9 protein-coding genes are annotated in these 14814 nt (G+C 71.6%); 1 reads left to right on the forward strand and 8 read right to left on the reverse strand.

The window, feature by feature from the left end; all coding sequences use genetic code 11:
* Positions 1 to 5: 5 nt before the first annotated feature.
* The 8 genes from DTB53_RS21850 to DTB53_RS21885 all read right to left on the reverse strand — a co-directional run bounded on the left by DTB53_RS21850 (position 6) and on the right by DTB53_RS21885 (position 13493).
* Positions 6 to 1355, reverse strand: coding sequence for a cytochrome P450 (locus DTB53_RS21850; protein ID WP_012377925.1), 1350 nt, complete (start codon positions 1353 to 1355; stop codon positions 6 to 8).
* Positions 1352 to 1900 carry an NADH-dependent FAD reductase SgcE6 gene (sgcE6, locus tag DTB53_RS21855; RefSeq protein ID WP_003964475.1) on the reverse strand — a complete coding sequence of 183 codons (549 nt, stop codon included), beginning with the start codon at positions 1898 to 1900 and terminating at the stop codon, positions 1352 to 1354. Before sgcE6 ends, DTB53_RS21850 begins: the two co-directional genes overlap by 4 nt.
* Positions 1897 to 7737, reverse strand: coding sequence for a type I polyketide synthase (locus DTB53_RS21860; protein WP_012377924.1), 5841 nt, complete (start codon positions 7735 to 7737; stop codon positions 1897 to 1899). Before DTB53_RS21860 ends, sgcE6 begins: the two co-directional genes overlap by 4 nt.
* Positions 7734 to 8888, reverse strand: coding sequence for an RnfABCDGE type electron transport complex subunit D (locus tag DTB53_RS21865; protein WP_012377923.1), 1155 nt, complete (start codon positions 8886 to 8888; stop codon positions 7734 to 7736). The genes DTB53_RS21860 and DTB53_RS21865 overlap by 4 nt, the downstream gene beginning before the upstream one ends.
* A complete protein-coding gene (locus tag DTB53_RS21870) occupies positions 8885 to 10816 on the reverse strand; it encodes a CRTAC1 family protein (protein ID WP_003964472.1) in 1932 nt (643 codons plus the stop codon). Before DTB53_RS21870 ends, DTB53_RS21865 begins: the two co-directional genes overlap by 4 nt.
* A 12-nt stretch (positions 10817 to 10828) precedes the next feature.
* Positions 10829 to 11797: a DUF1702 family protein gene (locus tag DTB53_RS21875; protein WP_012377922.1), complete on the reverse strand. Its 969-nt coding sequence runs from the start codon at positions 11795 to 11797 to the stop codon at positions 10829 to 10831.
* Between the two features lie 91 nt (positions 11798 to 11888).
* Positions 11889 to 12872: a DUF1702 family protein gene (locus DTB53_RS21880; RefSeq protein ID WP_012377921.1), complete on the reverse strand. Its 984-nt coding sequence runs from the start codon at positions 12870 to 12872 to the stop codon at positions 11889 to 11891.
* 153 nt (positions 12873 to 13025) lie between these two features.
* Positions 13026 to 13493: an acyl-CoA thioesterase gene (locus DTB53_RS21885; protein WP_003964469.1), complete on the reverse strand. Its 468-nt coding sequence runs from the start codon at positions 13491 to 13493 to the stop codon at positions 13026 to 13028.
* A gap of 575 nt (positions 13494 to 14068) precedes the next feature.
* Here DTB53_RS21885 and DTB53_RS21890 point away from each other — a divergent pair.
* Entirely contained in the window at positions 14069 to 14497 is a 429-nt protein-coding gene (locus DTB53_RS21890) for an SgcJ/EcaC family oxidoreductase (RefSeq protein WP_003964468.1), read from the forward strand.
* Positions 14498 to 14814: the final 317 nt, after the last annotated feature.

The raw sequence follows: 14814 nt of genomic DNA on the forward strand, positions 1-14814 counted from the left end.
GTCCATCAGCCCGCCACGCTGACCGTCATCGGCAGCCCGCCCCGCATCCGCAGCGACAGCATGGGCTCGGCGACCGCCCGGTGCCCGGGCACGGTGCGCAGGTCGAGGTCCCGGGTGATCAGCGCGGTCACGAAGACCGCCTCCATCATGCCGAGGTTGCTGCCTACGCAGAAGCGGGGCCCCGCGCCGAAGGGGATGTAGGCGTACCGCGGGCGGCTGGCCACCGCCTGTGGGTCGAAGCGCTCGGGGTCGAAGCGTTCGGGGTCCTCCCAGAGGCGTGGGTTGCGGTGCATGATGTACGGGCAGATCAGGACGTCGGCCCTGGCCGACACCGTGTAGCCGCCGACCTCGTCCTCCCGCTGGGCCACCCGGGGCAGGACCCACACCGGCGGGTAGAGCCGCATGGCCTCCTGGACGACCTTGGTCGTCCAGGTCAACCGGTGCAGGTCGTCGAGGTCCGGGAGACGTTCGCCCAGGACGCTCCTGGCCTCCTCGCGGACGGCCGCGCGGACCTCGGGATGACGCTCCAGCAGGTGCAGCGTCCAGCCGAGCGTACTGGCCGTCGTCTCGTGCCCCGCGAGGAGCAGGGTCACCAGCTCCTCCCGGAGCTTTCCGCGGACCCGCCGGGGCGGTCCGTTCCCCCGCCCGGCGGCCTCGATGATCCGGGCCAGCGCGTCGTCGCCGGGCTCGCCGTCGGCCATCCGCGCGCTGCGGTCGGCCACCAGTAGGTCCGCCACCCTGTACAGCTCCCGGCGGGCCCGGCGGAAGCGGGCCTGCGGAGGCAGCGGGAGCCAGCCGGGCACCATGCCCTGGGAGACCATCTCCAGCATCGCCTGGTCCTGCACCTCCTCGAAGGACGGCGCGAGGGTGTCCTGCGAGGAGAGGTCGGAGTCGAGCAGTGTGCGGCCGAGGACACCGAGGGTGAGTCCGGTGACCTCGTGGAGGACGTCGACCGGGCCGCCCCCCTCGTGGGCACGCAGGAGGGCCACCAGCTTGGCACCCTCCTCCGCGACCGCGTTCGCCTGCCGGTTGATGCGCCCCGGCTTGAACGCGGGCTGCACCGTCTGGCGCTGGGCCCGCCACACCTCACCGTCGCTGGTCAGCAGGCCATCGCCCAGGACCCGGCGGGACTGCACGAGGCCGATGCCCTTGTGGTAGTTGTCGCTGTTGTCGGCCAGCACGTGCTTGGCGTAGTCGGGCCGGTTGAAGATGTACAGCTTCTTGGGCCCCATGGAGACCCGTACGGCGTCTCCCAGGGCGGCCGCGTCCTTCATCATCTCCAGGCGGTCCACGGCCAGCTTCCTCAGCAGGCCCGGCAGGGCGCTCACCGGCGGGCCCGGCGGGTCGGTCCTCATGCCACATGGCCTTCGCGGTGTTCGGGGGCGAACCGTCGGAAGCGACCGCCGGAGAACAGCAGGGCCTCACGGAACGGCCAGCGCACCGCCGAGACCACCTCGCCGACGAAGATCGTGTGGTCACCGCCCTCGTACAACACCTTCTTCTCGCACTCCAGATGAGCCACGGCGCCGGCGATCAGCGGTGCGCCGGACTTCCGCCCGGGCTGCCAGCCGACGGCGTCGAACTGGCCGGCTCCGACGGGGCGCGAGTGGTCGGCGAAGTGGCGCGCGACGGCCTCCTGTCCGACGTCGAGCACCGAGACCGAGAACGTCTGCGAACGGTCGAGGTTGCCGTGCATCACCGCGTCCTTGCCGACGCAGACGAGCACCAGGGGCGGGGCGAGGGAGACGGAGGTGAACGAGCTGGCCGTCATGCCCCTCGGAGAGTCCCCGCCGACGGTCACCACCGTGACTCCGGTGGGGAAGGCGCCGAACACGCCCCGCAGTTGTTTGCGGTCCTCCAGATCGACGAGCTCCATGGACGGAACGGTGGTCGGGCTCATGTCTGCCTCCCTGTCGGCGGCCGGCGCCCGGCCGCGGAGGACGCCGGCGCGGGTGCCGACGCATCGGGGATCGGTGCGAGAAAGGCGACGACCGCCGGCTCCAGGGCGTCGCGCAACGCCGTGACGAACGTGGCGATCCGCAGGCCGCCCGAGGCGAGGACCACCCAGTTGTCCCGGTTCGGCGGAGTCAGGGTGAGCGGCGCCCCGGCCATCAGCCCGGCCTTCCTGAGGCATTCGACGGCGCCCCACACCCGCGTCGCCGCGGTGTCCGGGGCCTCGCCCGTCTGTTTGACGACCTGGGCGGCCAGCCCGGCGTGTTCACCGAGCAGCCCCGCCCACGTGTCGGCGTCGCGGACGCAGACCGCCTCGATGTCGCAGGCCACGGTTCCCGCGGCGGCGACTCCGAGGGTCACCCCCAGGCCGTGGGCCGCCGAGATCTCCCGGCCGCCGACGAGTTCGGGGCGTCCGTCGGGCCTGTAGCGCACCTCGGCGCTCTCGCCCAGTGCCCGCTGAACGGCCCGTGCGGTGGCCGCGCGACGCTCGTCGGCGGACTCTCCGGCGCCGGGGAGGTCCGGTTCGACGGCGATGTCGAGGTGGGTGCCGAGCACCTCCTCCACCGCCCGCTCCAGGTAGGGGCCGAGCAACGGGGCGACCCAGGGCCCGGAGCCGTCCGTCTTGCGCACGGCGTGGAGGGTCAGCCCCTCCCACCGCTCCACGGCCGTGCCGTCGGCGGTGCGTACCGCGATGTCGTACACGTAGGTGTCGCCGTCCCGGTGGCGCTCGGTGGCGCAGTAGCGCACCTCCTGCGGCAGGTCGCCGCCGGCGGGCATCGGGTACAGCCGCTCGATACCGGACGGCAGCAGCGTCGCGTCGGGGACGCACACCTGGTTGCCGTGCATCAGAGCGTCCCGCATCCCCGGGTCGGCCAGCAGCAGCGTGTCCGGCAGGAAGCCGGCGAACCAGCCGGACGGCGCGGCGATCGCCACATCGGCGTCGACGTGCCGGGCGGCGGCCCTGCGGAAGCGGCGCAGCCGCTGGAAACGCTCGCCCTGGAAGAGGAAACCGCCGTACAGGTCGGCCGCCGGGTCCAGTGGGGCCGGCGGCACGTCCGGGCCCACCTGGGCAGGCGGCCCGTCCGGGACCGCGGCCCCGGAGTAGACCAGCCGGGCCCGGAAGTGCTCGGCGACGAATCCGGTGTCCTCCGCGTGCACGGCCACGTCCACCGTGTCGGTGTCGGTGACGGTCGCGGCGATCCGGATGCGGGTGGTCCCCGCGGGCGGCACCACGATGGGCCGCAGGAACCGCGCCCCCTCGATGACCGGTACGTCGGCGCGTCCGGTGAGCGCGGACGCCACCTGCACCATGGCCTCCATGCCGATCACGGCGGGCATCAGCAGGTTGTCGTCCAGGAGGTGGTCGGCGAGGTAGAGGTCGGTTCCCGCGTTCAGTTCGGCCTCGGTGACGAGTTCGACGCCGTGGTAGCGCACCAGCGGGGTCCCGGTGAACCGCAGGAGCGGCATCGGCGGGAGGTCGCGCCGTACCGTTCCGATGCCTTCGGTCCGTCCGCTGATCACCGTCACCACGGGGGCGTCCGGGTCCGAGATCAGCCGCAGCAGGATCTCGACGCCCTGGTCGGGCGAGACCGGGACGATGCCCTCGCGGGACAGCGACTCGACGACGGAGAGCTTCTCGCCCATGCCGATCCCGGACCACACGGACCATTCCATGCACAGCGCACGGCAGCCCGGATGGTCGCGGGCGACCTGCTCGGTCCGGTCGGCCAGCCATTCGTTGGCGGTGGCGTAGTGCGCCTCGCCGCGCAGCCCGGACCGGCCGATGATGCTGCCGAAGGTGACGAGGAGTTTCAGGTTCCCCTCGCCGACGGCGTCCAGGACGACGTCCAGACCGTCGACCTTGGGCGCGAACGTGGCGTGGAAGTCGTCCATGCCGAGACCGCTGAGGGAGGCGGGTTCGTTGCGGCCCGCCCCGTGGAGCACGGCGGTGACGGGGCCGAGCGCGTCGGTGAGTTCGGCGACGGCCGCGGCGACGCGGACCGGGTCGGTGACGTCGGCGCGGGCGTAGCGCACCGTCGCCCCGCTGTCCGCCATCCGCCGCAGGTTCGCGGCGAGGTCCTCGTCCCGGGCGGGATCCGACCGGCCGAGGACAGCCAGCTTGACGCCGGTCTGCCGTGCCACGGCCAGGGCGCACTCGGCGGTGATGCCCTTGCCGCCGCCGGTGACGAGCAGGACGTCGGAGTCCCCCAGGACCTGTTCGGTGCGCTCGGCGCGGATCGGCAGGGCGCGCAGCACCGGGACGCGGCGGGTGCCGTCCGCGGCGAGGTGGACCTCGTTGAAGCGGGCGGTCGCGGCGACCTCGGCGGCCACCCGCTCCGCGGCGCCGTCGCAGACCGGGGTGTGGACGACGGTCGTCCGCAGGTGGGACGCCTCCAGATGGAGGGTCTTGGCCAGTCCGGCCGCGCCCCGGCCGTGCTGCACCAGGACGAAGCGGCGCTCGCGGTCGCCGGCGAGGGCGGCCTTGGCACCCTCCAGCGCGTGCTCGATCTGCTCCCGGGAGCAGTCGGGCGGCAGGCAGACCAGTACCCCGGAGCCCACCGCGGCCTTCTCGAGGGCGCTGCGCACGTCCTGGGCGAAGGGGTGGTCCTGGGCGGTGAACAGCTCCCAGGACCCGTTGTCGCCGCCCGACACCGGTGCGGGCAGGAGGACTTCGTCGAGGTCGACGGCGAAGGGGCGGGCCCATGCGGCGGCTCCCGCCACGACGGGTGCGGGGGCGTCGCCGTCGTCCGTACCGGCGAGCGTGGTGAGCGCCTCGGCCAGTTCGGCCATCGTGGCGGTCGCGAAGTTGGTCGGTACATGAGCGGCGGTGAGGCCGAGCTGGACCGCGGCCTGGTTGACGATCTGGCCGACCGTGATCGAGCTCATGTGCAGGTCGTCCAGGAGGTTGCTGCTGTCGTCGACCAGTTCGGGCGGCAGTTCCGCCCGTTCGGCGACCAGGGCGCGCAGCACGTCGAGCGCCGACTCACCGGCCGAGCCGCCGGCCCGTTCGGTGGCGCCGTCGCCGGAGCCCTCCGCCCGGGGGGCGCGCATGGCGGGCAGGGCGACGTCGGGTGCCTGTTCGCAGGGACTGGCCAGGAAGCTGAACTCGGCGCCGACCTCCAGCGGCCGGGTCAGCCGGTCGTTGAACAGCCGTTCGTGGATGAGCGGGGCGCCCAGGACATAGGCGGCGCCGACGACCTGGAGCAGTCCGCGCAGGGACTCGTCGTCGGTGTTGAGGGCGACGGCCGGTACGTCGGCGGTGGCCGCCGCCATGCCGGTGAGCACCCGACCGGGGCCGACCTCGACGAACAGGTCGACGTCGGGGGCGGCCGCCCGGACCGCCTGGGTGAACAGCACCGGGTCGGTGATCTGCTGCCGCAGCAGCTTCGACAGGTCGGTGTCGCTCTCCAGATCTTCGCCGGTGACGGTGGAGACGACCCGGCGGTCCACCTCGGCCAGGCGCTCTCCGGCGAGCCAGTCGCCGAAGGCGTCGGCGGCCGGAGCGACGAGGGGCGAGTGGAACGCGTGCGAGACCGCGAGGCCGGTGCAGGAGACACCGGCTCGCTCGGCCCGTTCGCTGACGGTGGCGATGGCCTCGACGGTTCCGGCGACGACGGTCTGCCGGGGCCCGTTGTAACCCGAGACGACGACGGGCAGGTCCGCGATGAGCTCCCCGGCCTCCTCGGGTGTGGCGGCCAGCGAGGCCATGGTGCCCGAGGCGCTGTGCTCGGCCATGGCGGCACCCCGGACCCGGGCGGCCTCCAGCAGGGTGGTGGAGTCCAGGGCCCCCGCCCAGTGCAGGGCGGAGAGTTCGCCCAGGCTGTGGCCGACGGCGATGTCGGCCTCGATGCCGAGCGCGTCCAGGACGCGCAGCCCGGCGGTGGAGCCGGTCACGATGCGGGGCTGGGCCACGTCGGTGGCGACCATGTCGCCCGTGGTGGGCAGTCCGGCCCGCCGGTACACGTCGGCGGCCTCGGTGAAGCGGCGGGCGAGCGCACCCCCGCCGGTCGAGGTGCCCGAGCCCTGCCCCGGGAAGAGGAAGCCGATGCGGGCGGCGTCCTTCGCCCGGCCGATGAAGGCACGTCCGTCGGGGGAGAGCGTGATACTCCCGTCCGTGTTCGGCACCTGGGCCAGCCGTCGCAGCCGCACTTCGGCGTCCTCCGGCGAGGTGACGACGACGGCCGCCCGATGGGGGAGTTCGCGCAGTTCGCGCTGGAGGGTGGCGGCCAGGTCGGCGAGCTGGGCGTAGGAGACCGTGACGGCGAAGTCGGCGACCTGGGAGAGGCGTTCCCTGAGCGCCTGCGGTGACGCGGCGTCCAGGAGGAGGAGTTCGGCGTCCTGGAGCGAGTTGGCCAGGGTGGTGGACCGTCGGCTGAGGGTCCGGCGTCCCGTCGGCAGAGCCCTGTCGAGGACGACATGGGTGTTGATCCCGCCGAACCCCATGGCGGTGATCCCGGCGCGCAGCGGTGCCCCGCTCGGCCAGGCCTCGGCCCGGCGCAGCACCCGCAGGTTGGCCGACTCCTCGGTGAGCAGCTCGTGCGGATCGACGCAGCCGATGGCGGGCGGCAGCATCGCGGCGTCCAGGGCCATCGTGGCCTTGATCAGTCCGGCGATTCCGGCGGCGGCCTTGGTGTGGCCGATCATGCCCTTGACGGAGCTGATGGCGGCGCTGGGGGCGTGCGGGTCGGCCTGGGCGCGGGCGCCCATGATCGCCCTGAGCTCGGTCGCGTCGCCGACGGCGGTTCCGGTTCCGTGGCCCTCGAAGAGCGGGACGGTGTCGATGCCGAAACCGGCCCGTTCGTAGGCGCGGGCCAGGGCGAGCTGATAGCCGCTGACTTCGGGGCGGGTGATGCCGCCCTGTCCGTCGGAGGAGATGCCCCAGCCGGCGATCGAGGCGTAGACGCGGTGTCCGGCGGCGAGGGCGTCCTCCTCGCGCATGAGGACGACCATGCCGCAGCCCTCGCCGGGCCAGAAGCCGTTGGAGCCGCGGTCGTAGAGTCGCATCTCCGTCCTGGCGAGCGCTCCGGTCTTGGCGAAGCCGATGATCTCGAAGGGGTCGATGGACATGTCGACGCCTCCGGCGACGGCGACGTCGAGGTCCCCGTTCAGCAGGGAGGCGGAGGCGGTGGTGACCGACAGGAGCGAGGACGAGCACGCGCCGTCGACGGTGTATCCGCCGCCGTTCAGATCGAAGTGGTTGCAGATCCGGCCGGCGATGGTGTTGGACAGACCGCCCGCGAGGGTGTCCTCGTCGATGGCGGGGAACGGCTGCTTGTAGGCGTCCTCCACCCCTTCCAGGAACGCACCGAGGCGTTCGTCGCCCCAGTCCTGCCCCTTGAGGGCGTCGGCGAGCACACGGCGTACGTACGGCCAGCGCAGCCGCATCACGTTGGCGCGGGCGAACTCACCGGTGAGGGTGTTGCCGACGACGACGCCGGTGCGCTCCCTGGGGAGTCCCTCGCCGGCGGGAAACCCCGCGTCGGCCAGCGCCCGGGTCGCGGTGTCGAGCGCGAGCCAGTGCGTGAGGTCGGTGGAACGGTAGGTGCCGCCCGCGATGCGGTGGGCGACGCGGTCGAACTCCCACCCCTCCAGCACGGCGGCGTTACGGGCATAGAACTTGTCCGGGACCGCGGGGTCCGGGTCGTAGTAGTCGTCCAGGCGCATACGCACGTCGGGCAGCCGGCGGAAGGCCCGCCGCCCGGCGACCGCGTTCTCCCAGAGTTCGCGCGGGGTGGTGGCGTCGGGGTAGCTGCACGACACACCGACGATCGCGATACGGCTCATACGGGCACCGCCATCTTTTTCCGCTGCTGCGCCGCGGCCCGCATGGACGCGCACTTGCCGTGGAGGCAGGTGCCGTCCCGGCACGGGTCGCCGGTGCGGGCAGCCGCCACCGTGGCCGCGTGTGCCGGCTCCGGCTCGGGGGCGGGAGTGGGCAGGGGAGGGGGAGCGGAGGCGGCGGTCTGCTCCGCGGGCTCCGCCTGGGCCCGCTGTGCCTGGGCCCGCTGTGCCGGTTCGGCCGCGGCCGGAGCCTGCTTGGCCTTGACGTGCAGGCCCCACAGGTAGCCGCCGCGGATCAGGCAGACCAGGGCGGTGGCGAAGAAGATGCCGTACGCGATGCCGAGCGCCGTGAGCACCCCGTACATCGCGGCGACGCCGCCGCCGAAGGCGATCTGGGAGGAACGCCTGGAGGGGGAGGTGCCGGGGTCGGTGACCATGTAGTTCGTGAAGAGGATGAACGCCACTCCGGTCATCATGCCGAGCGCCGCCGGGATGGAGGTCCCCGTCACCAGGCCGCGGATGACCGCCTGGAGGACGAACCCGATCAGCCAGGCGCCGATCAGCCACATACGGCCCGTCAGCTTCGCGTTCAGCATGGTGCCCAGAACCAGGATGATCGCCGGAAGGACCCAGTCGGCGGGGCCGTACAGGTACTCGGTGAAGTGGTAGGGCGGGGCGATGCTGGCCCAGGGGAAGAGCAGCAGAATGACCGCGATGCCGAAGTTCGACGGGTTCATGTAGTGCCGCATGCGGCCCTTGAGCGGGGCGCGGAGCACCCATTTGGTGCCGACGGCCACGACGACGCCGAAGACCATGACCCAGACGCGGTCGTTGACGTACGTCAACATGTTCACGGCGAGACCGGTGATGTGCGCGGGGAAGAGGAACTCGACCATGCCCTTGAAACCGCCGCCCGCGTAGCGGGGGGCCCGCTTCTCTCCGCGGGCGCTGACGGCCTCCAGCGCGATCTCCACCGTGTAGGCGGTGAGGACCGCGATGAACGGCCACAGCCAGGGCTGTTCGAAGCCGAGGAAGGTGTACCCGGCGATGTTGAGGATCGAGATCGAGATCGCGAACCGACGCAGGGCGGTGACGACCTTCACGTCGTGCCGCGGCGCGGCTGCCGCGCGCGTCCTGGTTTCGGGCACGGTCACTTCTCCTTCACGTCGGCGCCGAGTTCCAGCGCGTGCCGGCCGGGGGTCAGCTGGAGATCCTTGTTGCGCACCTGCCCGGTGCGGTCACGCCAGGTCAGGCGGGTCTGCATCGGCCCCTCGGCCTCCTGGCCGAGGCCGATGTGCACGTCCTGGCTGCGCTTGCCGGAGTGGCCGCTGCCGCCGTCGACCCGGCCCAGACGGGTGCTGCCGTCGGAGAGGGTCACGGTGACCTGGGCGCCGATGACGGGCGAGCCGGCCGCGTCGGTGAGGCTGAGGTTCAGGTGGCCGCCGGTCTTCCGGCTCATGTTGCAGTAGAAGACGGGGTCCTCCCACTGGCGTGCCACGACCATGTCGAGGCGTCCGTCGCCGTCGGCGTCGCCGGTGGCGATGCCCCGGCTGGGCACCGGTACGGCCAGACCGAGCTGCTTGGACAGGTCGCTGTAGGCCTCGCCGTCCTTCTCCTGGACGAAGAAGCGCATGTGCTGGTCGCCGGCGAGGTCGTCGCCCTCCTCCACGCGGGGCCAGAAGCGGGGGTGCTTGACCAGCGCGTCGTTGGCGGTGGCGAGCTCCTGGAGCTGCGCCCAGCGGTTGCGCTTGCCCTTGACGAAGCCGACGGCCTGGGTGATCTCCTGGATTCCGTCGTTGTCGAAGTCGCCCATCTTCACGTCCCAGCCCCATCCGGACCAGGCGAGGTTGAGCGGTGCGCTCTCGTCCTTGTAGGGGGCGACGCCGTCGCGGAACTTGGCGCGCAGGTCGGCCTTGTCACGGGCCGTTCCGATGAAGGCGAAGTTGGACTCCTGGATGCCGAAGGAGGTCGTGATGTTGGAGACGAAGGCGTCGTAGAGGCCGTCGTTGTCCAGATCGCCGAAGTCGATGCCCATGCCCTTGAAGGAGCTGCGGCCGATCTCCTTGGACTTCGGAGTGGTCGCGGTGTGCTTGGCCTTGACCTCGCTGAACTTGAAGGTGCCGGGGGTCGACCTGTTGTACAGAAGGGCCGACGTCCCGAAGTCGTGCGCGAGGTACATCTCGGGGCGCTGGTCCCCGTCCAGGTCGGTGGCCGAGACGGCCAGGGTCCAGCCCTGGTCGATGCCCTTCGGCAGGACGCCCTCGACCTGTTCGTAGCCGGAGGGGGTCCAGCGGAAGAAGTGACCGCCGCCGCCGTTCTGGGCGTGGGACAGCGAGTCGTTCATCGTCACGCCGCCGTGCACGGTGTCGTCCAGGACGGGGCTGTCGGGGAAGTAGTTCCCGATGTAGATGTCGTTGTGCCCGTCACCGTCGAAGTCGGCGACCGTCGCGGCGTTGGAGTTCCACAGCGGCCCGTCGTACTCCCCGCCACCGCCGTTGCCGGGGACGAGCTCGACGGGCTCGAAGCACTTCGGGTCCATGGTCGTGGTGTCCTTGCCGGGCTCCTTCTTCGCCTGGAAGATCACCGGGGTACGGCCCCAGTAGTACACGAGCAGGTCCATCGCGCCGTCCTCGTTGTAGTCACCGGGGACGCAGCCGATCGGGGCCATGATGTCGCTCTTGGGCAGCGGAGACATATCCAGGGTGAACGGCGCGTACGAGGCGCTCTCGCGACCGGGCGCCGGTGCGGGGGTGACCACCGCCTGGTCGATCTGCGGGTCGGTGATGCACAGGTCGTTGGGCAGGCCGTCGCCGTCGATGTCGTTCATGGCGACGCCCGCGCCGACGGAGGAGATCCACGCCTCGATGTGCTTGTAGGCCTTGTTCACCTTGCGGACGCTCTGTTTCCGGTAGCCGCCCGGCATGGATATCGCCATCGGCTCGAAGGTGAACTTCTCCGCCAGCTCCGCTTTGTCGGCAGCACTCGACTCGTACGGCTTCACCACGTAAAAGGTGCTGACCATGAGAGCGAGTGCGATGACTCCGGGCGCCTGCTTCCGCAGCCAGGAAATCGGGTGTGTCATGCCAGCGCCTTTCTACGCGTGCGGAACGGAAGTGATCTCTGCGGCGATGTGCTGCCGCCAGATTTCGAATGCCGGGATCTCGCCGCCGTCACAGCTCTCGGGCGCCGTGTCGGCGCACACCCGGGCGGCTTCCCCGGGTGTCCGGCCGCCGCACAGGACGCGGGCGGCGAGATGGGTGTGGGCGGTCGTCGTGCCCGCGCGCTCGCGGGCCTCGCAGGCGAACGCGGAGCCCTGCGCCAGGTTCGGGAGATGCTCGCCCGCGTGTTTGGCGAAGCGCCGCAGTTCGTCCTCGTCGACGCTGCCCGCGTAGGTGCAGGCGAGTCCGGCGCCGGCGTACATGTCGCCGTGACGGTGGGCGGGGTAGGCCCCGATGAGCTCGGCGACGACGTCGGGGTCGGTACCGCCGACGAACCACAGGGCGCGCCCGATGCCCTGGTCGATCACGCGGGCACTGTAGGCGTCCGGCCCGCCCTTCCAGGTGAAAGGGTGTTCCCGGCCGGGGTCGCGGACGTAGGCGTCGGTCTTGAAGTACGCCTGGTGGAAGCCGTACCCGTCCAGGAGCAGCCAGCGCAGCACCGGATCGGTGCTGCTCACGTCGGGCCACATGAACCTCGGCAGCCTGGCCATCGCCCAGCCGACGCCGACGTAGATCATGTAGTTGTGGTGCCGGCCCCTGCCCTCCAGGATGCCGGTCAGCCGCTTGTCGCCGCCCGTCAGGGAGTCGAGCATGACGGCGCCCATGCCGGCGCCCTCGTACGCGAACCCGCGGAAGGGCCGGGGAACCGTCTCCAGCCAGTCGGTCGCCTGGTCCGCGGTGCGCGCCTCGACCGCGTAGGCGTAGCCCTGGAGGAAGCTCGTCCCGACCGTTTCCAACTGGTGTTTGGCCGCCGCGTTCTTGACGTGGAAACCGCGTTTTTCCAGTTTCGTTTCCCGAACATTTGGCGTGAGGACTCGGCGCCTCATCGCACGCAAGATGGACATTAAAGGCCGCCCCTCTATCCTTTGCCGGAATTTCCCGTTCGTTGGACGAAGATAGGTGATACGACTACCCGTTCGGCTACTCCAGGAATGCTCAGTCGGTAGGCGCGAGCAGTTGTGCACGCACCGTGCGGCGCCAGATTTCATAGGCCGGGACATCCCTCGCCGAGCCCGGCGCGGGCGCGGTGTCGTCGGCGAGCGCGGCCGCGGCCTCGACGGTGATCCCGGCCAGCGCGTGGAGCGCGGCCCGGGTGTGCTCGGGCACGACGCCGGAGAAGTGGCGGGCCTTCGCCGCGAAGACGGACCCCTGCGCCACGTGGCCCCTCAGTTCCCCGGACTCGGCGCGCAGCGACGCCAGTTCGGCGGCCGTGGAGCAGCCCGCGAAGGTGGCGGCGAGTCCCACGCCCGCCCACAGGTCCGGCGCACGCTCGGGGGCGAAGCCGCGCACGGCGGCGCTGACCTGCGCGACGCCCGCGCCGTGGATGAACCACAGGGCCCGTCCGATGCCCTGGTCCACCGCCCGTTGGAAGTAGTGCGGATGCCCCTCCCAGGCGTAGGGAGTGTCCGGACGCTGGGCGTCGACCCAGCGGGCACGGTCGAAGTAGGCGCGGTCGAAGCCGTACCCGTCGATGGCGAGCCAGCTCATCGGCGGGTAGAACTCCTCGCCGTCGAGATCGTCGGGCATGACCTTTCCCCACAGCGGCCGGGGCAGCTTGGCCATGGCGAAGCCGATGCCGATGTAGTTGAGGAAGATGTGCCGCCGCCCGCTCCCCTGGAGCAGTGCCCGGGTGCGTCCGCCGCGGCCGGGCATCGAGTCCCGGATGACCGACGCCATGACCGCGCCCTCGTACGCGAAGCCCTGCATCTCCAGGTCGACCAGCGACAGCCGCCGCTCGGTCTCCCACAGGCTCGTGGACTCGATGCCCCATTCGAAGCCGGTCACCACGGCCTGCGGGATGGTCTCCAGCTGTCTGGTGGCAGCGGTCTCGGTCACGGGGAATCCCCGTCCGGCGAAGCTCACGTCACGCAGGGAAGGGGCCATCAGAAGTCTGCGCAGAGAACCCATTGCCGATGCCATGCGATGCCTCCTCGGGCAGCCACCCGGGGGGTGGCGAGAATTTCATCGTCGGACTGCGGTGCAGACCGGGCACCTTCGGGAGTGCGCAACACCGGTGCGTACGGTCCGGCCGCTGCCGCCCGGTCCGACGGGCGGCAGGATGTGCCCGCCGCCTCAGCCTCCGCTCGCGGGAACCGCGGCCGACACCCGTGCGGCGTACGGTTCCAGGGCCTGCCGCAGGGCTTCGGGCACCCTGGTGGGACGGGTGTCGCCGTTCGGGCCGCGCATACAGGCGACCCGTTGCCGGCCCCGGGCCACCAGGTTCTCGGTGTCCTCGTGCAGCCGCAGGTAGTCGAAGGTGAAGACGATCTGCGTCTGCGTCAGCTCCTCCAGTCGCATCCGGATGGAGAGCTGGTCGAAGGCGGTGATCTCGGCGAAGAACTCGCACCCCACCGAGACGGTGAACAGCTTCAGGTCGTCGCGGATGTCGTCGAGCACCTCGGGTGCCCTGTCCAGCAGGAACATCTCCCGGCACCGCCCCTGCCAGCGAACGTAGTTGACGTAGTAGACGTTGCCGACCAGGTTGGTCTCCTCGAATCCGACGAGATGACGCAGTTCGTAGTAGGGCCGCGCGTCGGCCATCGGCTTTCCCTTTCCTTCGTCATCAGGGCAGGCGCCACCGGTCGAGCCTGCTTCTTTGCGGGCGCCGACGGCGCCCGGGAGGAAACCGCCGCCAGGAGGCCGCTCTCCGCCGGGGTCGCCGACCGGCTCGTGCGCCGCGGGGGCGGGTGACGACACGATCGGGTCGATCCACCGGGGTTGGCCCGATTCAGGGGATGTGACCCCACAGACACGATTGGGGATCGCCCGACGGTCGGCATCTCCCGGCTTGCTCAGGGATCCGGGCTCCGGGCAACCGCACCGTCCGGGGCACGCCCGGCGGATCGAGAGCAAGCCCGGAGTGGTACGTGACCGAGGCGGCGGGCGAGCATCGAGGTAGTCCCGAGCCGGCGGCCGTGTCACCAGCGATCGGCCGCCCGGACCGTACGGCGGCCCGGGCGACGGCGGGGCCGCTGTCGGCCCAGCCCGGTCCGGTGGCGGCGTTCCACGCGGCCTGCCCGGCAACCGCCGTCGCACACCCGACAGTTGAGCGAGCCGGATGCGTATCCGTCCGGTTTCCTCGGCATCGTGCTCACATCACGGAGGCAAGGAACCCGATGAACTCCACCGACACCACGACCACGACCACGGCCGACGAGAGGGAGCAGGGCGTCGCCGGCCTGCCGGAGCGCATCATGGCGGCGTGGGCTGCCCATGACTCCGCCGCGTTCGCCGACATCTTCACCGAGAACGGCAGCATGGTGATGCCCGGCGTCCACTGCCAGGGCAGGGAGGCCATCCGGTCCTTCATGGCGACGGCCTTCGAGGGCCCGTTCCGGGGGACCCAGGTCGTCGGCGCACCGGTCGCCGTGAACTTCCTCAGCGACGAGGCGGCCGTCCTGGTCACCGAGGGCGGCGTCCGCGCGCCGGGAGAGGACACGCTCAGGCCCGAGCGCCGGGTACGCGCGTCATGGGTCGCGGTGCGGGGCAAGGACGGCGTGTGGTCTCTGGCCGCCTATCAGAACAGCCCGTTCGACGCGTCCTGACCCACGGCTCGTCGCATCTCGACCCATGGGCCCACCGGGCGCGACGAGAAGGCGGGGCCGCCCGGACACATCGTCCGGGCGGCCCTGTCGGCGTTGCCGGACACCGGCGGTCCGGCAGGGCCGGGGAGCGGAGCGGGCCCGCCGGAACGGAACCGGCCGTCCCGTCGACGCTCGCTGACACGTGTCGTCACGCGTGGTGACGTGCCGTCAGGCGGCTTCGTCGGCTTGTGGGTCGCGGGGCCGGTCCGGGGGGCGGGGGCCGGCCTCGTTCTTCGCGTGTGCTGCGGTGGGGCACACGCTCCCGGGCGCAACGGCGA

The organism is Streptomyces griseus (genome assembly GCF_900460065.1).
Taxonomy (GTDB): domain Bacteria; phylum Actinomycetota; class Actinomycetes; order Streptomycetales; family Streptomycetaceae; genus Streptomyces; species Streptomyces griseus.